Annotated in this window: 15 protein-coding genes; 2 read left to right on the top strand and 13 right to left on the bottom strand. The window is 51.1% G+C overall.

What is annotated here, in order from left to right; all coding sequences use genetic code 11:
• Positions 1–238 precede the first annotated feature (238 nt).
• The 12 genes from KJW29_RS35290 to KJW29_RS35235 form a co-directional block, all read right to left on the bottom strand.
• Complete coding sequence (locus KJW29_RS35290) at positions 239–3,415, bottom strand: alpha-mannosidase (protein ID WP_214628174.1); 3,177 nt, start codon at positions 3,413–3,415, stop codon at positions 239–241.
• 78 nt (positions 3,416–3,493) lie between these two features.
• Positions 3,494–4,540, bottom strand: coding sequence for an S-layer homology domain-containing protein (locus tag KJW29_RS35285; protein ID WP_214628173.1), 1,047 nt, complete (start codon positions 4,538–4,540; stop codon positions 3,494–3,496).
• A gap of 92 nt (positions 4,541–4,632) precedes the next feature.
• Positions 4,633–8,625: a fibronectin type III domain-containing protein gene (locus KJW29_RS35280; protein ID WP_214628172.1), complete on the bottom strand. Its 3,993-nt coding sequence runs from the start codon at positions 8,623–8,625 to the stop codon at positions 4,633–4,635.
• A gap of 241 nt (positions 8,626–8,866) precedes the next feature.
• Positions 8,867–9,937, bottom strand: a complete 1,071-nt coding sequence (locus KJW29_RS35275; protein ID WP_214628171.1) for a Gfo/Idh/MocA family protein — start codon at positions 9,935–9,937, stop codon at positions 8,867–8,869.
• 50 nt (positions 9,938–9,987) lie between these two features.
• Positions 9,988–10,851: a sugar phosphate isomerase/epimerase family protein gene (locus KJW29_RS35270; protein WP_214628170.1), complete on the bottom strand. Its 864-nt coding sequence runs from the start codon at positions 10,849–10,851 to the stop codon at positions 9,988–9,990.
• A gap of 92 nt (positions 10,852–10,943) precedes the next feature.
• Complete coding sequence (locus tag KJW29_RS35265; RefSeq protein WP_214628169.1) at positions 10,944–11,906, bottom strand: Gfo/Idh/MocA family protein; 963 nt, start codon at positions 11,904–11,906, stop codon at positions 10,944–10,946.
• A 40-nt stretch (positions 11,907–11,946) separates the two neighbouring features.
• Positions 11,947–12,780 carry a sugar phosphate isomerase/epimerase family protein gene (locus KJW29_RS35260; RefSeq protein ID WP_214628168.1) on the bottom strand — a complete coding sequence of 278 codons (834 nt, stop codon included), beginning with the start codon at positions 12,778–12,780 and terminating at the stop codon, positions 11,947–11,949.
• 5 nt (positions 12,781–12,785) lie between these two features.
• Positions 12,786–13,667 carry a carbohydrate ABC transporter permease gene (locus tag KJW29_RS35255; protein WP_214628167.1) on the bottom strand — a complete coding sequence of 294 codons (882 nt, stop codon included), beginning with the start codon at positions 13,665–13,667 and terminating at the stop codon, positions 12,786–12,788.
• A gap of 13 nt (positions 13,668–13,680) precedes the next feature.
• Complete coding sequence (locus KJW29_RS35250) at positions 13,681–14,655, bottom strand: ABC transporter permease (RefSeq protein WP_214628166.1); 975 nt, start codon at positions 14,653–14,655, stop codon at positions 13,681–13,683.
• 25 nt (positions 14,656–14,680) lie between these two features.
• Positions 14,681–16,288, bottom strand: coding sequence for an extracellular solute-binding protein (locus KJW29_RS35245; RefSeq protein ID WP_246608506.1), 1,608 nt, complete (start codon positions 16,286–16,288; stop codon positions 14,681–14,683).
• A 160-nt stretch (positions 16,289–16,448) separates the two neighbouring features.
• The gene (locus tag KJW29_RS35240; RefSeq protein WP_214628165.1) at positions 16,449–18,776 is read right to left on the bottom strand and encodes a helix-turn-helix domain-containing protein; all 2,328 of its coding nucleotides are present in this window, start codon (positions 18,774–18,776) and stop codon (positions 16,449–16,451) included.
• Between the two features lie 150 nt (positions 18,777–18,926).
• Positions 18,927–19,730 (bottom strand): acyltransferase domain-containing protein, encoded by an 804-nt coding sequence (locus KJW29_RS35235; RefSeq protein WP_214628164.1) that lies wholly within the window; start codon positions 19,728–19,730, stop codon positions 18,927–18,929.
• Positions 19,731–19,928: 198 nt separating this feature from the next.
• Between KJW29_RS35235 and KJW29_RS35230 the strand changes: the two genes are divergently transcribed.
• Positions 19,929–22,268, top strand: a complete 2,340-nt coding sequence (locus KJW29_RS35230; RefSeq protein WP_214628163.1) for a helix-turn-helix domain-containing protein — start codon at positions 19,929–19,931, stop codon at positions 22,266–22,268.
• A gap of 18 nt (positions 22,269–22,286) precedes the next feature.
• Positions 22,287–23,849 (top strand): type 2 periplasmic-binding domain-containing protein, encoded by a 1,563-nt coding sequence (locus tag KJW29_RS35225; RefSeq protein WP_214628162.1) that lies wholly within the window; start codon positions 22,287–22,289, stop codon positions 23,847–23,849.
• A gap of 15 nt (positions 23,850–23,864) precedes the next feature.
• Here the strand turns inward: KJW29_RS35225 and KJW29_RS35220 are convergent, their stop codons facing one another.
• Positions 23,865–24,749: a helix-turn-helix domain-containing protein gene (locus KJW29_RS35220; RefSeq protein WP_214628161.1), complete on the bottom strand. Its 885-nt coding sequence runs from the start codon at positions 24,747–24,749 to the stop codon at positions 23,865–23,867.
• Positions 24,750–24,859: the final 110 nt, after the last annotated feature.

Here is a 24,859-nt window from a genome sequence, read left to right as displayed (position 1 = left end):
TCTGGATTTAAAATATTAAGAATAGCATATGCATCTTGCCTTGAGCCAAGCGGTTACACTGAAGCTCTTTTGCCACTGTCCTGCAAAAGCTATTTACAATCGAGGAGGCCTATGCGCTTGCGCATAAGCCTCTCTCAGATCTGAACATGTGAGTCATTGCATACGGCTCCTCCGTGATTGTTCCTCTGGGGAAATGTGTAGTCCGGCTTTTCAAGCTCATCTGCCTCCGAACGGTAATCTACACACGTATCAGGAACGTCTTGATCTCGTAAGGCTTGATATCGAAGGTAACGGTCTGCTCTGTATGAAGCTCGCCCTCGGGCCTCTCCAGCAAGTCGCATTCTTGCCAGGAGTCAAGCCGCATGCTGCAATCGAGCCGGACGCGGCCTCGACAACCGGCGAATTCATGCAGCCGGACAATAATGGCGTCCCCATCCTCCGCTTTCTTAATCGCGTCTACGACGACATTCTCGGCGGACAAGCCGATCAACGAGAAGGACGGTTGAGCCGCCTCACCCGCCAAGCAGCTTAGCGGATTGTTCACATCCCATGCCTCCCGAACCGTGTTGCCTTGCAGCCAATCCCCGGCATGCGGCAGCAGTGAATAGGTGAAGAGGTGTTCGCCCTGATCGGCCGTCGCATCCGGAACGAGCGCGGATTTAATCAGCGTAAGGCGCATGACGCCGTCCTTGATATCGTAGCCGTACTTGCAATCGTTCAACAGGCTGACGCCGTAATCCCGCTCGGACAAATCCGCCCACTGGTGGCCGACGCTTTCGAACCGTGCGTAATCCCAGCTCGTGTTCCAATGCGTGGAACGTTTGATGTTCCCGAACTGGATGTCGTAGGTCGCTTCGACGGCTCTGATGTCGACGGGAAAGGCGACCTTCAGCAGTTGCCGCTGCTCGTGCCAGTCGACACGGGTGACGTAATCGATGCGGCGGCTCTCCCTATAGACGATCATATCTTGTTCGAGTACGGAATCCATATACCCCCACCGGAATCGAACGACAGCGCGAAGCTCGCCAAGCTCCATGAGCTCCGCTCCCTTAAAGTCGGTCATCTCTCTCATTTTTTGCTGATAAAACAGATCGATATCCCAAGCCTCATGCCTGCTCTTCGGCTTATCCTCGAATACCTGGAAGACATTGCCGCGCGACTTAGGGGACAATACGGATCTGGCCGCTTCCCGATCATATATCCGGGTCAGTTGACCGGCATCATTCCAAGCCAGCTCGTAATGCGGCGTGCAAAGGCCGTTTCCGTTCCAACGGAAGGGAGCATCCCCTACATCGCCAGACAACCCGGGTGTGCTAGTCTCGGACCCGGAGGCAAACCGGATAACAGACCATCCGAGCGGCGGGACGTCCCTCATCTCTACGAGCCATTGCCCGTCCGCCGCACGTTGAGAGCGCAGCCTCGCGCCGGCGACATCCCTCCATTCGCCGTCGCTTTCCGCGCCAGCACTGGAAATGCACACCAGATCGCTCCTTGTCCAACTGGCGCTGTTCAGCACGGTATGCACTGCATCACCATGATTGGCTTCTGCCTCCGCATCCCCAGCAATCAACGACAACTCCGCTTGCCGCCTGGCGCCGTCAATCAACTGCTCGGCCTCGGCATACTCCAGTCGACAATCCTCGTACACCTCCCGAATCGCAGAGCCAGGGATAATGTCGTGGAATTGGTTGCGCATTACGATAATCCAGGCGTCGTGCAACTCCCTCCCGGCGTAGAGCCGCCAATCGCCCCGGGCTGCCGCGACCAAGTTCAGCCATTCCGCCTCGCGCAGCGCCAGCTCCAGCTTCCGGTTCATCCGTTTGTTATAGGCTTGACTCGTATACGTCCCGCGATGCAGCTCCAAATACAACTCGCCATCCCATGTATGCACGTATTGATCCGTTGATTCAAGCTCTTCCTTGAGCTGTTCAAAGTACGCATCGGCGCGTCCTGTCGTCACTTGGGGCAATCCGGGCATATCCGCGATTCTTCGGCGAAGCTCCAGCATCTCCCGGGTGACGCCGCCGCCGCCGTCGCCATGACCATAGGCGAGCAGAAGCTTCCGGTTGACGGCTTTATCACGGTATGCCTCCCAGATGCCTTGAATCGAATAAGGCGTAATTCCGCCGTTGTACGTGTAGAAGAACGTGCCTTCCTTGGCGCCCGGACTGGGCGTCGTAATAAAGTGCGTGATGATCTCGGTGCCGTCGATGCCTCGCCATATAAACGTATCGTGGGGCATCCGGTTATATTGATTCCAGCTGATCTTGGTCGTCATGAACGTCTTGATGCCGCATTTGCGAAGCAATTGCGGCATCGCCCAGCTGTAGCCGAACACGTCGGGCAGCCATAGATAGCTGCATTCCGTCCCGAACTCCTCCCGAAAGAAACGAATGCCGTACAACAGCTGACGTACCAGCGATTCGCCCGACGCGAGGTTGCAGTCCGCCTCCAGCCACATGGCCCCGCCCGCTTCCCAGCGCCCCTCCTTGACTCGCTCCCGAATTTGCTCGTATAGCTCGGGATAATCCTTTTTGATATAAGCATACAGCTGCGGCATCGTCTGCAAGAACACGTAATCCGGATACTGCTCCATCAGCCGAAGCGCCGTAGAGAACGAACGGGCCGCTTTCTCCCGCGTGTGGGTCAGCCGCCACAGCCAGGCTACGTCGATATGAGTATGCCCGATGCATTGCACCTCGACGGGATGATGCTTGGGGAGTCTCGCCAACTCGGCGCGAAGCCGCCCGCGAGCTTCCTGTACCGATTCATAGAAAACCTCGGATCCGGGATGAGACCAATCCAGCAGGTGGAGCGACCTGTCGAGAGCCGTCAACAATTCATATTTCTCTGTCTGCCCGTCTTGCAAGAGTATGGAAGTCTCCAATACGGCGCGGCCGGTAAAATACAAATCGTCGGTCGCTTCATCCAGCCAAGCAAGCTCGGCGCGACCAAGCCTGTGCTCCAGAATCGCATCCGGCTCATAACCGCCCATGCCGGACCATAGTCGGAGCCGGAGGCTGACCTGCTTCCCCAGCAGTTCTTCGGGAAGGAACACCTCGTCATGGTTGGTATCGACTCCCTGATAAGGGCTGCCGTTCAGAAACAAAAGCGATTCGAAGCCGCTATTGTTCCCGCCTCCCGTCGCCCCCAGATCAAATCGGGCAAGCACCGAACGCCCGGCCCACTCGGCAGGGAGCAGCGCGTCGACCGCCAGCCAGCGATAGACATCGCGACCTTGCCAGCAATCGCCCAGCCGAACAGGCGTCCACTCGCCGTCCTCGGTCGGGTACTCTCCGTTCGCCCCTTCCCCGTCGATCTTCATGCGGAGCCCCGTCAATGGAATGGCATCTCGATAACGGAACGACTTCAACTCTTTGATTCTGGCTTCGAGCTTCTCTTTGGTCCAAAACATGCAGGTCACTCCTGTATCCATTATTTCCGCGGTCATTGCCTCGACCCGCCAATGATGACTGTCGACCGATTCTGCGGGTTATTCCGACTTGACTTGTCCAATTGCGTCCAACAAATGAAGGATGACGACCACGACCTCGGCCCGGGTCGCATGCTCATTCGGAGCGAATCGTTGACCGGGCTTGCCTTGCACAAGACCCGCGGCCGTCGCTTTGGCTGCCGCTTCGTATCCCCATGCGGGAATATCATCGGCATCGATATAAGATACAGCGCCTGCTTCCGACATCCCATCGAAAGCCCGCGCAATGATCGCAGTCATTTCCATACGGGTAATCAACCGATCAGCGCGGAAGGTATCATCCTCATAGGCAACAATGTATCCACGTTCGGCTGCTGCGTAGATATGGGGACTCGCCCATGAGGGGAACAAGCCGTCATCCGCATATGGACGTTCTGGAGCTACAGGCAGATCAAGCCGCAAGGCGCGAGACAGCATCGTCACGAATTCGCCCCGCGTTACTGCCCTTTGCGGGCGGAATGTATCGTCGGCATACCCCTCGACAATTCCAAGGCCGACGCCTCGAACAATCGACTGCTCTGCCCAGTGACCGCGAATATCGGTTAATTGTATATTGGCGGTCGTATCTTCGGCCTGCACCGAGTGGCGCAGCTTGTATTCCGTAGTTGTCAAATCCGATGCGACCAGGCTGACCGTATGGAGCCGGATCGTGGAAGAGCCTTTGTGGAGCTTCTTGAACACAAACGCAACAAGCTTCAAATCGCCTGATTGGCCTGACGTCTTGCCAATCTGGGTATGAGCAAAGCGCATCCGGTCGTTGCTATGAATAGGTCCTGCGGAGATGCCGGGAAAACCGCTGATCGTGTCAACCAACTCCAGCTTGCGCCGGTCATAACCCATTCCAATTTCATAGGCATACACATCCGCAACATCCTGCGCGAAGACGCTGACTATGATTTCATCCTCCGATTCGGAGTGAACAGCCTCAAGGCTAAACTCGACCGCGACTGGAAGATCAGCAGCTTTCGCCTTAAGCGCTTCAGACGCTGAAGCGCAGCATACAAGTACAACTGTATAGATGACAATAAACCGTTTGATTAATCCCATGAAGAATCTCCCCTTTCCTATCCGTCAGCAGAGAAAGGGAGGAAGATGTTCCATCTTCCTCCCAAGCAAGTTACCATTCAAGTCCAATCCATCTACTCAACCAGCCACTCATCCAGAATCAACTGGGCAAGCGCGGCAAGCGTTTGAATCGTAATTTCGCCACGATCAAGCACATCCGCTTTCTCAATATCCTGCCAGCCCGCATCCGTAGAGGTTGTGCCGTAATAACGCGCGGCGATGGTCAAGTCCCTGATTGAAACCGATGTAGCGCCAGGCACTAGGGTTACGATCTTGCCGGCGAAGATAGACACTGCCTCATCCAGCGTCGTGACGGCTTGATTGACTTGAGCCTGAGTCGCGCTTCCAAGCGTGTACACACCGTTTGCTGCGACAATCGCGTCATTCAACGCTTGTCGTGAGCCTGATTCATACAGTCCGACCTTGTTGCCTTCTTCCGCTTTATTGTACCGATTCTGAGCGGAAGCCAACTTCCCGGCCAAGACTGTCTTGTCTACGATTACGCCAGGGATGACAGACTGATGAAACGCAGTGATCGCGGCATTCAGAGCTTGCAGCGCCGCATCCACTTCCGCTTGCGTCGCCAGCACGTCCTCGCTCACCTCGGCCGCAGAGAGGATTGCACCCTCCAGTATCGTCTTGGAGCCTGCAGCGTATTGTCCCGGAAGCGTGCCTTCCGTCGCTTGCGAGTGAAGAAGTCTCGCATTGGCAATCGCTGTTTCCAGCGCGCCGTTGTCTGCCAGTCGCACAGCGAACGAGTAGCTGGCCGAGCTTGTGTCTATCTCTATCGCTGCGTCGAATAACGACGCTTCGAACTGCTCCAGCGTGACGATTGTTTCTCCCGGCGCCGCATCTTCCTTCACTTTAGCATGCAGCTTGAATAACGGGCTTGCAGCCTGGATCGCATCCTGGTCATCCTGCGTGAACATGATCACTCGCAGTTTGCCTTGAGTTGTCTGGACGGCGCTTGCAATCGCATACTTCGGCTGCAGCACCTCAATCGCCGATCCCGCCAGCGAAGTCGATGTGCCATCCGTAATCGTGTCGAACGACAGCACGTCGGGATCATAATCGACGATGACATCAAGCCCCGTAAAGCTGCCCTCAAGCTCCGAGACGCCAACGGTCAACGCCAGATCGCTGCCCGCTTGTACGGTTGCTTGGCTTCCGGTTAGGCTTGCCGTCCCGCTGGTCAACGGTTCGGTTGGATCATCGCCCATCTTGTGCAGGACGATGTAATCCAGATTAAGGCCGGAAGTTATATTCATCATTTGAATGGTATGAGTGCCTGCCGCAAGCTCGAACAGAAGATCGTTGCCCTCGGCGTCCTGCAGCAATGCCTGGTCATAGTCGCTCCATCCCCCGAGCGTCCTTGGGTAGTGGAATCGATACGTCGTCCCTCCATCCACCTGAAGATCCCTGACCGAGGTGGGCGAAGAGGAGGAGTATTTCATCCCGATCCGATAGACGCCGGATTCCGGGACGTTAAACTCCCAACCCAGCAAATGACCGGTTTTATCCCAATTCAAAAACATGTTCCCAAGCGGATTTCCCGTTGTATGCGACTGCCCCCGGTCGGCAATCGTTACGGTCCCGCCTTCCTGCAAGGTGAAGTCCTCGCCTTCAATGAGTACGCCTAGCTTGAAATTCGCATCCTCAACCTCGGTAAATACCGGCGTAACCAACCCAACTATCGCTCCGTTTGGCGTTACTGCATTGGATGCGGAGGAAGGAAAGCCGCTTCCCGCGTTATTAACCGCTTTCACCGTAAAGGTGTAGGATGTGCCGTTGTTCAAGCCGGTAAAGACGATCGGGCTATCCGTGCCTGTCATGATCGTCTCGCCAGGAGTGGCGGTCACGATATATCCCGTAATCGCGTCTCCCCCGTCATCCACTGGCGCCGTGAATGTAATCGTTGCCTGCCCGTCGCCCGCTTCGGCCATCACATTCGTTGGAACCCCAGGCGCCATTGCTGCCGGAATATTCTCATTCAGCTGCCCGATATACGTATGGTTGTTCTCTGCATCATGCAGATGAATATGCTTGCCTGCCAGAGACTCATCATAGAAGATGCCCTTGCGGATCGATGCGCTTACTTCATTGCTGGACCAATTATCGATATCCAGAATCGTGATCTTTTTCGACGCATCGTAATTGGCATTATCCGTAATTTCGATCCGGGCTGCTGCTCCAGGACCAACGGCTTGATAAATATCAGCGTAGTACATATAGTAGTTGCCTTCGAAACTGAAGCCTCGTACATATCCAGGTACTGAAAAACGGTCAAAGCCAATTTCAACCGCGGTGTGCGGACTCCAGAGACCTGTTCCCGCATATCGTTTGGACTCTATCATACCTTCACTCGTATCCGTCATTCGGTACAAGCCGTCGGAGTCGGTTGCGTTGCCTGGAATAGGCCCGCTCTTGACCCAGAACTGCTTCAACATCGGAGTTGAACGCCAACGTTGTGCATCATTAGGGTCTCTCATGCCTGTTGATGATTTGTCCAATGACAAGATAGGGCTATCGTTAGAAGCAATCTTATAGAAGTTTGTAAAAGTCTTTGTCGAATTATTCCAAAGCGGCGAACCTGTAAAAACATCTGCTTTTTCCGGTCTGGAATACCCATTTCCGTCAAGGTAGTGCCATATTCCTTTAACTTGCCAGCCATCGGTTGTCGACATCAGCTCATCATACGCATTGTCCTGATGTTCTGCCGGCCAATAAATATAATAATGCTCATAAAACTCGGTATGTCTCTCGGAGTCTGTTACATAGATTCTTTTCGCCGGCGATCCAATTTCGATTCCCTTGCCATAAGGCAACTCATTCACAGCGGCAACTTGAGGCGTAACGCCATTATCCGGATTGACCGTCCCCCTTCCCACTGGAACGGCAGTTGATAACGGCGTACCCGCGGTTTCATCTGCCAACGTTTGACGATAAAGCATCGTCGGACCCAGGTCGCCGAAGTCGAAAGTGCCATCTGTTGATACAATGAGTTCAGCGCCTTCTCCCAAGCCATTAGGCGCATGCCATCCCAGCTGCGCATTGCCGCCTGACACGCTCGCGGGGTTCACGTCAAGATCCTTGTCGATCTTCTCGGTGCTAATGACGATATTGTCAAAGTAACGATTTTGATCCTGCAAAGATCCGCTGTTCCAATAGTGCTCGAACAGGACGGCATTAATGCCGTAGGCATCATAATTGCCCATCCAATTCATATCCGTCTTGCTGGCTTGAAGCGTATTATTGATCCAGTATTCAAAAACGCCATTGGCTTGTCCGGCATCATTCAGCTTAATATGAACTTCAATGCTGTACCACTTGCCAACGTAATCAGAACTGAAGATAGGGGTAAGGCCCTTCTTGATGCCCAGCCACCGAAGATTGTTAAAGTCATTGTATTTCGTGGTGATCAGATTGCCTGCTTCATCCGTCCCCGAAGCGGGATCGAGCAGCAGATAATCCTTGTCCGGATTATTCGGCGTGCTATTGCCGCTCCATACATGGCCGATGAAAGGCTGTGCCCAATTGGATGTCAGCGAAGTGACACGAGACAGTTTGTCGCCTCCGCCGCCAATCCAATTCTCGTCATGCTTCAAATACATGCGATAATAAATTTCACGAATGATTTCCCCGTCGCGTGAAACAGGCGATATATAGGGATCCGGTGTTTTGCCGAATGCAACCTTCATGCCTCCCGCTCCAGTAGCACCTTGTTTGAAGGCGCCTTTGACAGCGGTCGACCCTCCCCACCCCTCTCCGGCTGTACGATTGTTGCTGACATAGGACTTGCCCTCAAAATACTGATTGCTGCGATCCTCTTCGAAGTCATCGCAGAATATCCAGGCGGGATCGGGGTTGGCGCATTCATTGACAGGCGCAGGGATAATCCATTCCGTGCCCGGAATATCCGGCAGTTGCAGTTCCTCGGAATACAGCGCATTGTTGGACTCGGCGAAGGACGAATCCGGCTTGCCTCCTATCATGACAGTCATTAGCGCTAACAGCATGCAAAGCGACATGTTAACCAATCTGTTAACCCTCTTGCTCTTCAACCGCATTAATTGAACACTCCCCTCAAATTTGTGAACCTTGGACAAGCTAATGACGCACCTGCTGCCTGGCTTCCATCCCCCCTTATGTAACCGCTTACTTCGCTAGTGTACTTGAACAGCCTCTCCCCTTGAAATGACCGGTATTTACGATTGGGTATCTGGATTTAAAATATTAAGAATAGCATATGCATCTTGCCTTGAGCCAAGCGGTTACTTAAGGTGCTTGATCCCCGATCCTTCTTATGCGTTAGTCCCACTTCAGCTTCACTTCGTTGCCGCTGCGCGAGGATTCGTAGATCGCATCCATAATGACATTATTCGTCCAGCCTGTTCGAGCCGATGTCAGCGGCTGCTTGCCTTCTGCGATACATTCCAGGAAATGACGGCAGAACCGGATTCGCTCTCCTTCATCGCCCTCGGGCACACGCAGCAACAACTCGCTCGGCTGATCAAACTTTTCCGTAAGAAGCTTGCCATAATCCTGCCTGTAGCTTGCTCCGCCTTCGGTCCCCATCAGATGGATAAACGGCGTGTTGTCGGTATCCATATGAACCGCCCAACTCACTTCAAGGGAAAGCGTGCTCCCGTCTTCCATCCGGATCAATGCGGTTGCGAAGTCTTCCACATCGTATATGCCATTCCAGTTCGGAATTCCCCAGTCGCCAATGCCTTTGCGCCTCGGTCCGAATTCCGCATATGCCGCTCCGTACACGGATACCGGCTTCGGATTCCCCATCAGGTATAAGGCGAGATCCAGCATATGTACGCCGATATCGATTAGCGGCCCGCCTCCGGATAGCTCGCTGCGGGTAAACCACGTTCCCCAGCCCGGAATCCCTTTGCGCCTGAACAGCCCTGTCTTGGCTGAATAAATACGGCCTAGTTCACCGCGGTCGATCTGCTCTTTGATCTGCATGGCAATAGACTCCCACCGCCTCTGATGACCGATCATCACGATGCGATCATACGCTTCGCTTGCTTTCAAGATTTGGCGCGCCGCTTCGCCATTAATGCCCATCGGCTTCTCCATTACGATATGTTTGCCCGCCTCCATGGCTTGAATCGCAAGCGGCGCGTGGAATTGATTCGGAACGCAGATTATGATTGCGTCCACATCGTCGCGAGCGATGAGCTCTTCTGTCGTCGATATCGCATGTTTGATCCCATGCTGCCTTGCCCTCTCCTGCGCAACGAACAGCTTCGTATCTGTAATCGCTGTAATCTCGCATTGCTCCGGAAATTGCAAGAAACCTTTAATATGCTCGTTAGCTATATTGCCTGCGCCGATAATGCCGATATTCACTTTCCGGGATAACATTGCGCTCCCCTCCCTCCAATCGCTTCAGAAGCGAGTTGTTGTACACTCTCCTAAACCGCATTCCACATCTTTCGAGCGTTCTCCAATCCAATCGAAGTCCCATTCAAACAATCTTCGGCCCCTTCAAACTCAACAGAAAGGAAGCCGTCATAACCCGATTGCTTAATAATGCGCAGAACTTCACGCATGTCGATATCCCCATTCCCGAGAATAGCGCCCCTGAGATAATCGCCGGTACGAGTCTTGAACCAGCCTTGACCCTGATCGCGATGGGAAGGGCGCCAATAAAAGTCTTTCAGATGAATCATCGAAGCATAAGGAACTGCGCGTCTAACAGCCGCAACCGAATTTTCGTCCGCGCACATAAAATTTCCGATATCCATGGTCAGTCGAAAGTTGGGACGGTCCACCTCATGAATAAGCCGCAGCACACGTTCGCTCGACTGTACATGGAAGCCGTGATTCTCAATACTGGTCGTTATTCCTAACGGTGCTGCATAATCGGCAATGCGCCTGCATGCTTCCGCAATTCGGTCGATATCCGCTTCGAATTGTGCGGGAGTCGTCTCCTCCCGAGCTCTCCAGGCAGCGTCGTGACGCATACGCGATACGCCCAACCGAAAAGCGATGTCCACCTGGCGGAATGCCTGCTCGATCTCGCGCTCCAGATTCTCCTTATCGCCTTCGATGAAATTGCCGCCGACAGCATAATTGGACACAACCAGCCCTAATTGCGCCGCGTGGTCGCGAATACGTTCCGGAAGCTTCGGTTCCTCCATATCGATGTAATCCCCCGGCGCAATCTCAACATGTACGCCGCCTTGACCAGCAATCCAATTCATTACTTGGAAAATATCCATTTGATTCGCTCGCAATAGTCTGGCCATGCTGTATGAGGTGACTCCCAGCTTCATCTATTTCCTTCCTCTCTGTTTGTTCGGTGCAAGACAAGATACGGGGGAACGCGATTCTCATCGTCCGTTCCCCCGTATCAAAGAATCCATCACTACAAGACAATCGGCTGACCGCTAAGCGCCGATTCATTCGCGGCTAACGTGACATCTACGGTTTTTAGCGCATCGTCATACGTAGAGAGGATCAAGCTGCGGTCGCCGGTGCGAATGGCCTCGATGAAGGCGTCGTCCTGCGTTTTGTGGGCGCTCCCGGACACGCTCCCATAAGTGGTCGTCTCCTCGCCTTCCAGAATCGTCAGCTTGCGGCCCGCTAAAGTCAGCTTGAAATCCCGTCCCAATACTTCGATCGCGCTGCTCCAATCCGACTGAATGCACGAGGTGTCGATATGACCCACCGCTCCAGATTCAAAGTCCAGACAAACCGTAGCTACCGATGGAATCGATGTCCCGGGCTTATGCTCGAGCAATCCGAATTTCATGCGGGCGTATACGGACTTCACGTCTCCGGCCAAATAGCGAGTCATATCCACCGTATGGGTCGCTTGTTCAACTAATTGGCCGCCCGACTTCGATATGTCCCGCCACCAGGGCGTCTCCACGAACCCGCTCAAGTAATGGGCGCGGACCATTCCGATCTCCTTATTGCTCAGATATTGTCTGGCTTGCTGCGCAACATCCTGGTAACGCAAGCAATAACCCGTTGCGGCCAATATGCCGGCTTGACGAATCGTCTCCGCTTTGGAGCGAATGGCATCTCTATCCAGTCCCAGCGGTTTCTCCACCAGTAAGTGGATGCCCCTGCCAGCGGCTTTCTCCTCAAGGTCGGCATGCGCGAACGGAGGCACGCAGATGAACAACGCATCCGGCTTCTCCCGCTCAAGCATAAGATCAACATCGCTGTAAGCCTTCAGCCCATACGTCTCGCCTGCTCTCTCCGCACGTTCCAGGACGACATCGCAAGCTGCCACGACTTCGGCATGCTCATTGTCGCTCAGCGCCTTCAGATGCGTCTCCGCAATCCCGCCGACACCCACAAATGCTACACGCACTCCCATGTTCTTCTCCCCCTGCGCCATACTTATGTCCAATCCTTTATCAGCGCGGCTCTCCGTGAAATAGCACATCCAGATGGCGCGCCGTATCGTACACCGCTTGCAGCGGATAAGCGGAATAGGCTCCAACCTCTGCGGTGATCGTATCCGTATATCCAATATCGCTCAGCGCTTTCATCACAAGCGGCCACTTCACATCTCCGGCAAGCAGCGGCACGAAACCTTGCCCCGTACCGACGGCTCTCCTGAAGTCCTTCGCATGAACCTTCCGTATACGCGAACCAAGTATCCGAATCCACTGCTCTGGATGGCCATACAGCATGACATTGCCGATATCAAAGTAAACCCCAATGGCATTCGAACCGAATCCATCAATGAATGCAGCCATCTCGGTGGGCGACAATAAAAATTTGCTCCATACATTCTCTACAGCAATCGCAACGCCAAGTCGCTCCGCATGCGGCAACAAATAACCGAACGTCTCCACGCTCCGCTGTTCCAGCAGCTCGTACGATGAAGCATCATCCGTACAATAACCGGCTACGGTGAGAATCGTATCCATCTCCAGCGCATGCGCTGTCTCCAACTGCTTCAAGACAATATCTTGTCCTCTTCGGCGAGCTTCAGGCTGCGGAGCCGACAACGAATGATCCCACATGAGGCCGCAGGAGAGACTGCGCAATCGGATTCCGCTGGCATCCGCCAGCCGCCTTATCGTTGCCAGATCTGCCGACGTCGAAGCCAGATGCGGGCCAATCGCGCCTTCAGGACCGAGATTCAATTCAATCGCGTCATACCCGGCAAGACGAGCATGCTCGAAGACGGACTCCATCTGCATATCTTTGGGGAAAGCCCAATGATTTATTGATTTCAACATCGCTTCTACTCCTTCAATGATCCAATCATTACGCCTTTAACAAAATACTTCTGAAGGAATGGATAGAGGATCAATATCGGCACCGTCGCCACCATGATCGTCGCGTATTTTATCGTTTGCGCCACCTGATGTCTGGAATCAGAAGGTACGCCGGTCAGCCATTCTTCCATATTGGTCGTCAGCAACACTTCCCGGAGCACAAGCTGCAGCGGGAATTTGCTTGCATCGGTCAAATAAATTAAAGCGCCGAAGTATGAATTCCAATGGCCCACCGCGTAAAATAACGTCATTACGGCCAATACCGGCAACGAGAGCGGAATAATGACGCGGAACAAAATCGTGAAGTCGTTCGCCCCGTCGATACGAGCCGATTCCTCCAGACTATAAGGTACGCCTTGGAAAGATGTCCGCATGACGATCAGGTTCCAGGTACTGATCGCTCCGGGAATAATCAACGCCGCTCGAGTGTTGTAAAGACCCAGATCATTAATTAACAGATAGGTGGGTATGAGTCCGCCTCCGAAAAACATTGTAATTACAATCATGATCATAATCGGCTTCTTAAGCATGACATTGCGTCTCGACAGGACGTACGCCCCCAAGCTTGTCATGAGCAGGTTAAACGCCGAGCCTACAACAACATAAAAAATCGTATTTTGGTATCCGCTGATAATGCTATCGTTCGATAACACAGTCTTATAAGCTTCAAGCGAAAATCCTTGCGGCATCCACATGATTCCGCGATGCCGCATCAGTTCCACCGCATCGCTGAGCGAAGCGAACAATACATATGCGAACGGATACAAGGTAGTGGCGATCAGCGCCAGCATGATTGCCGTATTCAATACATCGAAGGATAGTTCTCCCGCGCTGCGCTTTTTTCTCATTGAAATCTCCTCTTCACCACAGACTTGTCTCGGATACTCGCCTGCTGATATTGTTCGCCAGGATCAACAGCGCAAAGTTGATAACGGAGTTGAACAAAGATACCGCTGTGCTGAAACTGTAGTTGGCCTCCAGTATTCCCTTGCGGAATACATAAGTCGAGATGACGTCTGCCGTCTCGTAGGTGATCGGGTTGTATAACAGGATGATCTTCTCATGTCCCACGCTCATCATGTAACCCATCTGTAAGATCAGCATAATAATCACGATCGGCACGATGCCTGGGATCGTAATATGAAGCGCTTGTCGGAAGCGCCCTGCGCCATCTACCGTCGCGGCTTCATATAACGTAGGGTCGATATTCGAGATCGCTGCAAGATATATAATCGTCGACCAGCCCAGTCCCTGCCAGATGCCGGAGCCGACATAAATCGTTCGGAACCATTCCGCCTTCTGCAAGAACGGAATCGCGTCTCCGCCGAGCAGCATAATAAATTGATTGATTAGGCCGTCTCGCGCAACAAAGTCGGTAATCATGCCGGCAATAATGACAACCGAGATAAAATGCGGCAAATACGAAATCGTCTGAACCGTCCGTTTGAACCAGGATCTGCGAATTTCATTCAGCAGCAAGGCGAATAGAATCGGCATCGGGAAGCCGAATATCAATTCGTAGAAATTGATCATGACCGTATTTTTAATCAATCTCCAGAAGTAATAGCTGTCAAAAAAATTCAGGAAATGCTTCAGACCTACGAAGGGACTATTAAGAAAACCAGCGCTTGGACTATAGTCGCGAAACGCAATTTGTATACCGTATATAGGCAAATATTGAAAGATAATATAATAGGCAACGACGGGCAGCGCCATAAGGTATATATATTTGTTGCGCCGCAAATCGCGTAACAGTTGTCTCCAGTAAGGAGGTTGGGCGGCAACGCCGCCCGCCCCTCCTGAAGTTTCGAGATTGTTCCGTTTGGATAGTTGCATAGTCTGTCTCCAATTCGAAGTGATATTAACGTTTCAGATAACGGTCATATGCTGCTTGTTGAATCGCGATCGCACGTTCTATTCCCATATCCTTCATCGTGGCGACAAATGCATCGAATTTGTCCAACGGTTCTATGCCCATAATGAACTTGTCAACCTTTTCGTTCACGAATGTATTAATGTCATTCATAATGGATGCATATTCGCTGCTTTCATCCGGAGTAAGCGTCAGTCTCGGCATATGCTTCTTGTTCTCCGGCTTCATCCAAGTTTCCAAAGAATGCAAGCCATTGATATTGGACGCCGATTTTTGCTCCATAATGCGCTTGTCCTGGACGAATGGACCGTAAGCGCCGGACAAGGTTGCTCTACCCATAAGTTGCGCATCGGTCAATACGGCTTCGTTAAACGTTGGTACGCCGTTAACCATTTCATAGGTCATGCCTTCAATCCCGAAGTTGAACAACGTGCTGCCTTCCGGACCGTAGTTGAAGTCAAGCCATTGCACAATGGCAGGAACATTCTTGGCGGATGTCGTAATCGCCGCGCCATTGCCTGTGTAATAAGGATCTTGATGACCGATGATCGGCCGTGTTCCTTTGGTAACTACAGGATAAGGAGCCGCTTTTATCTCGAACGTAGGATGCGAATCCTTCATCAGCGCATTGTACTTGCCTACCGTATACTGGACGAAGGTTCCGAGCTGGTCGCCTGTCAGCTTGGCGTCGCGCAGCTTGTTGTCGGTTGTCAGATAGTCCTGATCGATAAGTCCCTCGGAATACCACTTGTTCAACAACGTAATATAGTCCTTGAATTGCGGCGTGTACCAGCTGTGTTTCACGACTCCGTCTTCCTGAATAAACCCATTTGTAATGCCATAAGCCGACTGGAAGCCTAATTGACTCCATTTGTAGAAGAGCGGAATCTCATCCGGTTTCCCGTTCTGGTTCGGATCGTCGTTCTTGAATGCCGTCAATACGGTATGCCATTCATCCAGCGTCTCCGGCATCTCCAGCTTCAGATTGTTCAGCCAGTCCTGACGAAGCGTAATGCCCATGAACGTCAGCAAGTACGGATCTCCCCGATAAAACGGGAAGGCATAGATCGTACCGTCGTCTGTGCTAATATTTTTGCGCATCTCCGGGTTATCCGCCAGCAGCTTCGACAAGTTCGGAGCGTAGTCCTCAATATATTCGTTCAAACGAATAATTTTTCCATCCTCAATAACCTTGTCCGGTCCGCCAGTCAACGCTATCCAGCCCGTCTCTATAACATCCGGCAAGTCGTTCGAGGCCATCATGAGTCTGAAGGACTCGTCGGCCTGCGGATGAATAAACTCCACCTTCACCCCGGTCAGCTCTTCTTTCTTTTTGTAAGCCTCATGTTCGCCCAGGTTTTTGATCGATGCCGCCGCTTGACTGTTCAGATAAACCCAATAGGACAGTTTATCCAGCTTCTCTACTGGTGGAGTTGCGGTTTGAACCGGCTCCGATGGCTTGGCCGACGAGCTGGCACTCGGCGATGCGGTTGACGAGCCCCCTCCGTTTGTACTGCTGCAGCCTATAAGGGCTGCGGTTAATAGAAGTGCTACCCCTGTGCGCATGCTGTATTTCATGCTGACCTTCCCTTTCATGTTTCGTCCTCCTTCATCCTTCAGCATATTGTAGGGAGTCGATTGTGCTGCTCTTCCCTCGACATCATCATGCCTTATCGCCTGTCAATTGAATATGCTCCATCCTTCCGATTCATAGGTCGGATTTCACTTGAGGATGTTCTACATTTAAGCCCCAAACCTAATCCTTCATATATTCACGATATTTCCCCGGAGTGACGCCCATATATTTCTTGAAGATGCGGATAAGTCCAGCATCCTTGGCATAACCGACCAATTCGGCTATCCGGTTCAGACTGAGCGATGGATCCTGCAGCAAGCGCTTCGCTTGCTCCACTCGAATCCGTGCCATATAGTCGGCCAGGTTAATGCCCTTGTGTTTCTTGAAGAAGCTGGACAGGTACTGCGGACTTAAGTTGAATCGTTCGGCAATCATATTCAGGCTCAGGGAATTATCCGAGTAATGTTCATCGATGAATGCCGAGATTTGATCGACCAGCACGGCGCCTGGATCACGTTGACCTGCTATTACGCTGTCGCAGATTTCCTGATAGATGACCCGGATCTGCTCTTGCATCTCGACAAGCGTCGAACAATCGGTCAGCCTGCGCAGCGGATCGAAGTCATCCACTAGAAAATGCTGTACACGCTCTGAAGTATCATTCCAAATCTTGATCATCGTGCTCATCATATCGAAGTAAAGCAGCTTGCCCATCTCCAGAGAGATGTGCTTGGATTGGAAATTCATCTGCTCGATATGTTTCATTAATCGATCTGCTTGTTCAAAGTCCCCTGAACGAATCGCATTCGCCAGTTGCATCTCTAACTCCATCGGATAATAATACCTTGCTTGATCGCGCATCCGATCGATTTCCTGATAATAGGTCACACTGCTCTTGCCTTTGACGATACGGTATTCAAGCGCTTCCAACGCTTCCCCATAACACGAGGCTATCTCCCTATAATGCTGCCGAATTCCGCTGATGCCGATACTTAATACAATGTTGAATCTGCTCTCAATAACATTCTTTAATTCATCAATAACAGACTCCATGTATTCCAATCCTTCCCTCTCATCCTCCACATGCAGATTAACGAGCAGGACAAGTCTGCTGAGCTCCGTCTCTACGGCATGAGCCACGCCTCTTCGGCCCAATAATTCCTGACTGATGTTGGATATAATGAACCGAATCATAGCCCATTGCTGCTCGGCATTAGCCAGCTTGATCTGTCGGAAATCATCTACGTTAATAATGACGACGGAGAACCACTCCGAATCGAACCGGAACCCCATGAAACGAAGCGATTCCTCGTTCAAGGTTCCCGTATCGACAATTCCATTAAGTAATCGATTCAGGAAGTTGGATTGAATTAACGGAACTTGCTGATCCACAACAACCTTGAGCGCTTCTTCAGACCTCCAAGATTGGGACAATGTTTCTTCAATCAGGGAAAACTCCGGCTTTATCTTGTTGCGATCATCGCTGTCCCGCTTCAGAATCGAAGAGACCAAATTATGAATCGGACTGTACAATCGCTTGGCTAGTAGATAAGCCCCTAACAATCCGAATAATATGCATATACCCAGCAACGTTAAAGCCCAGATCTCGGCGCGATTGACCTTGGCCATCATCACGGAATGAGGAACTAACGATATATATTGCCACCCCGTCTCCTTCGAAACGTATTTCGTCGCCATTAATCGCTCGCCGCCTGAATGATCCGAATATTCCGTAAATTCGCCTTCGACCAGCTTGTCTAGATTCAGCTCGGCTTCATTGATTTGTTCATTCGCTCCTGAGCGAACCAGCAACCGCCCCTCCTTATCGGCGATAAAGATTCTGGCTTTATTCGCGCTTTCCAAGTTGGACAACATCATGCGAATCTGCTCGGCGTCGATCAGAATAACAACCGCCCCTTCGGACGGTCTCTGGGTTCCAATAGGAATCGAATGTCGATAGGTAATTAGCCGCCCGTTTCCTCCCGTCGATTTCCCTGCGACATTCATCGCCGGCAGAAATTCGGCCTGATCGCTGCTGCTTCTTAGAAACTTCAACCATTCGTCCTCGCTTAACTCTTCATACTTATAATAGAATTGATAGAAGTCGCTGGCATCGCTTCTCACGTACGGCGTAACGACAGTGTCTTGTTTATTGAAATAGACATACCGATCCTGAATGAACCCATTCGTTATGAAATGAAAGGACAATGTGTCCATGATCTCCTTGTACTGGAATACAGAGAGCGCTCCTGACGTCTCGTTCCGCGAGAACATGTGAATGATTTTCGGATGGAAGGAAATTTGAATAGCCAACTGTTCGACCTCATGCAGCCGACTGTCGATCATGAGACTTATTTGCCTCAACATCGCATTGCTCGAATTCTGCACATCCTCTTTGATTACCGCGTTCATGTTGTGGTACAACACGGTCGTCAGCGCTGTCGGAAACATCAACATTAGAAGAAAAGCCAAAAACATCGTTAAAAAAAAATTCGTTTTCCTGCTCATGCTTATCCCCCTCTTACATATGCACCCTTGTATTCCAATCATACTTCCGACAATCGCAGAGTCGGAATGTTGAATATTTAAGATGAGTGCTCTAATATTAATTTGGAGCATACGGAATGAAAAAAAAGCCTGCCTCTAGTGGAGACAGGCTTACAATTTAATACCGCTTGCCGCCCCCAGCCTGTGACCGGCGAGCAAGTAACGTTTTGCGTTCCGTTGCAGTTCAGTCGACTCCGGGTATGCCGAATAATCGGAGAGCGTCTCCTGAAATATACGCTCCTCGGCTTGACGCGAATCAGGATTATGCTTATAAATCGAGAACTGGCGCTGAAACTGCAACAGGTTGGAATCGCTCTTCAAAATATCTTGAAGCTTCGGCTCCAATATCCAGCTATGGCATACAAACACGGGTTCCATTCCCCGGAAGAAACGACGGGCAAGCTCGAACGATGCTTCAACCTTATCAGCGGCAAGCGGCTCGCCTGCGGGGATGTGAACATTCAACACGATCTGATTCTCGTATATTCTCTTCCCTGCAACAACAACATCTGACTTCATCGCATAGGGGTGAAATTGCAGCCTTCCCAGTCGGAAGAGTCTCAGACGCAAGTGTTCCTTAAACCATCGATATTCCTGCAAGCCATATTCTCCGAATTGCCTCTTGCACTCCATGCACCAAATGCGTAGATCCGAGAAGGTATCATAATAAACGGTATCGTCGATCTCTCTTCTCTTATATTCTTCATAAAGGTCAACCGCGAAGCGGATGAACAGATAGAGAAAGCGGGCCCTGAAACCCGGAAATTTCTCCTCTTCTTCAAAAAAAGACATATAGTCGCTGTCAAAATGCCGCTTGGCGTTCTCATAGAGGGTCGCATCCATCTCGTATTCAAGCACCTGCCGCACAACTTGGGAGGGAAGCTGAATGCCATTGCATAATCGTTCGATATTCATTGAAAGGCTCTCCTTGTACCGACTTCTCGCTTTTTGTTGGATTATACCACTGTAGCAGACCTAATGAATATGCCCTATAGTTAAGAAGTGTGATCTGGAATCAACAATTGGATTGATGCGCCTTCTGGCTTTAAAAGTCAAAGTTGTCTATAATTAAGCACGACAATGTATGAGCGATCATGTATTGGGGGTCGATATATGCGTATCAAAAAGAAGCTGTTTTTGACCTTGTTTATGTCCTTCACTCTGGTGCTGTTGTTTCCCATTCTGGCCGAGACGGCGTTGTATCACGGCATGCAGTCGATGATCAGAGAAGATGCCGATCGTTCCAATCAGGCGATGCTGCATCAGATTCAATTAATGGTCGACGGAAAGCTGCGCGAGGCCGAGCAGCTAGCCACACAACTATCATTGCATCCAAGAGTCCAGCTTATGGTCAAGCGTATGCATGATCAGGCGGCGCCTACTGTCTATGAATACAAACAATTGCTGGATACGCTCAACCTCTATAAACCGTCCACCGATTTCATACTGGATTACTATATCTACCTTCGCGAGCAGGATACCGTGGTATCGCCGTACACCAAAGCTGATTCGGCGACATTCTACGCCAACTATTACAAATACGAAACCGCAACGGAACAAGATTGGCTGAACAACTTGCAGAAGGGCGGCTCCGATCATTATTATATGCCCGCTCTGCCGGTTATTCAGAAACCAACGTTAGCCTCCGAGCAGTTAATTACGTATATTCGCCCTCTCCCAGTCGGCGAAAGCGGCGAGGCGAGCGGCGCGTTGGTCCTGTTGATCAAGGAACAACGTATCAAGGAGATGTTGGAGGATCCCGATGATGTGCAGCAAACGAGTTTTCTAATCACTGATCATAGCGGCCAGATCATCACCTCGACAGTTGCCGGATCGCTGGTTGACGAAACATTGCGCAAGCTCGATACGATTGACAGCAAGAAGAAACTCTCCTTTAAGATTCAGGAAGACACGATGCGGGTCGCAGCGATCCAGTCGGAGCAATCCGGCTGGCGTTATATCTCTTTGTCGCCCGAATCGGTATTCATGCAACGGGTGACCACCGTACAATCCTGGGCATTGACGTTGCTCTTGTTTTGTCTTGTGTTTGGACTGATAGGTTCGTTCCTGTTCGCGAAACACTATTATTCCCCGTTGAAGAGATTGCTCCTGTCCATCTCTTCGAATCGGAGTATGGAGCCGAGATCCGCTGCCGGCGAATATCGATTTATTGAAGACACGCTGCAGCAATCCTGGCATTCGGAGAAACAGATAAAAGATATCCTTGTTAAACAAAGGCCTGCCATTCAATCCAACTTTCTTCATCAATTTATTAAAGGGCTGACAGCTGCGGAAGCGATCCATCAGGATTCGCTGGCAAGTATGGGTATACATTTCAAATCAGATGTCTTTACAGTCATCCTGATAGAGGTGGATGATCCCGGCAAGTTCTCGCATGTCGAGGGAGAACGTCAGCGTTCTGCTGTTCGTTTCGTCGTGACCAATGTAAACCGGGAGCTCATTGCGCGACATCATCTTGTGTATGACGTGGAGCTCGACAGAAACAGGCTGGCGCTCCTGGTCAACGTACATCCGAATCGACAGTTGCAAGCGCTCTCCGATATTACGGCGGCCGTTGAGCAATCAAAGAGCTTTATCGAAGAAACATACGGGATATGCACCAGCATCGGCATCGGGGAAGTTCATTCCGGAGATGTTGGAGCCAGTTATGCGGAAGCGCTGCTGGCTCTCGATTACCGCCTTGTCAAGGGGAGACGCCGCATCACTCACTTTAGAGAAATCCCTTACAATGAGCAGCAATATTATTATCCGTTAGAGATTGAGCTGCAGATAATGAACGCTGTCAAGACCGGGAATTTTATTAGTGTCTCTCAACTGCTGGATCACATTTATGATATGAACTTCGAATCAAAGCCTCTATCGCTTCAGATGGGCAAGTTTCTATCCTTTAATATGATGAGCACGTTAATGAAAATTTGGAATGCTTCGCCCGAACGTTTCGAGAAAGTATTCGGGAACCAGTTCAATCCTCTCGGAAGTCTTGTAGATTGCGGTTCGCTTATGGAGTTGCATGAACAGGTCAAAGGCATTTACCAAACGATCTGCGAGGCGGTGCTGGCGGATAAACAAGATCCCGGTGCTATCCTGGTGGACAAAATTATAGAGTACATCAAGCTCCATTATTCCAATAATTCGTTAGGACTGAATACGATTGCAGACTACTTTAAGCTGACTCCCCCCTACCTGTCGGGATTGTTCAAGAAACATCAGGGACACAACGTGTCCGACTTTATTATGCGCCTGCGTGTGGAGCGGGCCAGTGAACTGCTGCTCGGCGATCAACTGATGCTTCATGAGGTGGCGCTTCGTGTCGGCTATGCCAACGCCGCGGGTTTCATTCGGGTGTTCAAGAAATACATGGGCGTTACGCCGGGCAAATATCGGGAGCATATGACACAAGCAGAACAACAGAAGGCTGCTGTTGAATCTTAGGAACGAGGAGACATGTGCATGACTTTGGGTCGCGGTCTGACAAAGATAGCAGGATGGGCAGTCCTGCTTGCGCTTGCTGTAACGCTCGCTTCATGCAGAAGCGGTGAATACGAATATCAAAATTATGGTATCGACGCGTTTGAAACCGCTTCCTTGGAATCGTTGACCTATTACACCTTCCTCAATACAAAAACGGCAGCCTCGCTAAAAAACCTGGGCGAGCACGAAGCCTACAAAAAGAAAAAAGAATGGACCGGAGTCGATGTGTACTTCATTCATCCGGAGCATGATTATTCCTTTCAGTTATTATTAACATCCCATGATCTGCCGGATATCATCGAAGCCGGATGGATAACCCTGCCGGGCGGCCCCGAGAAATATCTGTCCGACGGCAAGATCATCCGGCTTAATGAATATCTCGATCAGTACGCGCCCAACTTCAGCAAACTGCTGAATGAACATCCCGAATACAGAAAGCTGATATCGACGGACGACGGCAGCATCTATGCTTTCCCCTTCCTGCGCGGCGACCCTTTCCTGCAGACTTTCAGAGGTTTGGCCATCCGCAAGGATTGGCTTGACAACTTAAGCATGAACATACCCGAGACTATTGATGAATGGCATGCTGTGCTGAAGGCTTTCAAGGAACAGGATCCGAACCGTAACGGCAAGGCCGATGAAATTCCATTGTCAATCAGATGGGAAGATCTCGGTTTTTTATCCGCATGGGGAATTAAACGAGATTTTTATCAAGTGGATGGAGAAGTCAAATACGGATTAATTGAACCGGAATTCAGGCAATATATCGCTACATTAAAGCTATGGTATGACGAAGGTCTTATTGATCCCGAATTTATGGTAACGGACAACAGGCTTAGAGCCGTGAAGTTGACGGCCGATACTCTTGGCTCTCAATACTCTTATACGATTGGGAGAGAAAATGAATCAATGAAAGGGATTCATCCCACCTTCGAGATGATTGCCGCGCCAAATCCTGTATTGAACAAAGGCGATAAGCCGTTGATCGGACAACAGGACCCGATGTATACAGGCTACGGCGCGGCAATTACAACGTCGGCAGACGATATTCCCGGACTTGTGCGGTGGATGGATTTCAATTACGGGGAGGAGGGCGGACTACTGTTCAACTTCGGCATCGAAGGCGAAAGCTACACAATGATGGACGGCTACCCGACGTTCAAGCAGACCATCTGGGAGGATGCCGCAGAACTTGACCGCTATATATTATCATCCTCCTACGGACCGTTTGTTCAAGACAAACGCTGGATGGAACAGAAAGCAGACCGATTGAAGAATGGAAGAAACTCTCTGGAAACCTGGATGAACGCGGACAACAACCGCCATCTGCCTCCATTGTCGCCAAACGAGAAGGAGCGTTCGGAATTGGATACGATTATGAGCGACATCAACCTGTATGCTGCGGAGGCGCTCAATAAATTTATTCTGGGCGTGGAGCCATTGGATCATTACGACCAATTCTTGATCACGCTGAAGCAGATGGGGATAGAGCGAGCAATTGCCATTCAACAAGCTGCATTAGATCGGTTTCACAACAGGTAGCGAGCTTGCTGCACGCTACCTCTCTTCCCGTTCCCGGCTTCGGTGACGCTTCCGATACTGCGACGGCGTACAGCCAATCCAACGTTTGAACTGCTCGGCGAAATGGGAAGCGATCGGCCAGCCGACCCTTGCACCCACCTCGGCTATAGACAACCGGTTGTCTAGAAGCAAGCGGCAGGCCTCCTTGCTCCGCAGCGCCATCACATACTCCGTTACCGTCCGTCCCGTCTCCGATTTGAACAGACGAGAGATATAATATTTCGACAGATGCAGCTCCTCCGACAGTCGCTCCAGCTCGAAAGGGTCCGTGTAATGCTCTTCGATCCACTGCAGAATCGTCTCGGCATGCGATAATTTCATCGGCGCCGCCACATCGATTGTGATCGCGCGTTGCCCGATTTCCATCTGCAAATATTGCAGAAGTTGAGCGACAAGGCTCGCGTAACGTTCAGCTTTCGTGCGCAAGTCATTGCTCAGATGCTCGTTGTAGAATCGGACATTCGCTTCAATCGGATAACGGGCGATCATATCCGGGAACGCCTGCTCCTCCAGATCGCCTTTCCATATATACGTCAGCGTTTGCGCCAGATGCTTGTAAGACTTCAGATAAGGGAGCAACGCGGCCGGATCAAATTCCAGCAAGGATCGGACATAGGGCTGTTTCTCCGAAGGAAGCGCACGCACATGATGCAATTGATGGGGTTGAAAGATAAACACAGAGCCATGCCGAATCGGATACACATGTCTGGGCAGTATCACGGAGCCCTGCCCTTCGTGAATGATTAAAATTTCGATACCGGAGTGACTATGGAAGAAGCCCCGGTAATCCGGCTCTGCCTCTGCCAGAAAACGTCCATGGAACGGATTGGATTGAAAGTCGATCGTCGCCAGCCGATTCATCGTTTCACCTCACTTCGTGTGCGGGTTCAAACGCTTAGAAGGCAATATACCTGTATTTTCGAACAATTGGACTGTACTCCGCCGCACTTTGCTTTGGTACGCTAACAAGG

Source organism: Paenibacillus agaridevorans (assembly GCF_018604145.1).
GTDB lineage: Bacteria > Bacillota > Bacilli > Paenibacillales > Paenibacillaceae > Pristimantibacillus > Pristimantibacillus agaridevorans.
The sequence above is the reverse complement of the archived record's forward strand: the minus strand, read 5'-3'. Positions and strand labels throughout refer to the sequence as shown.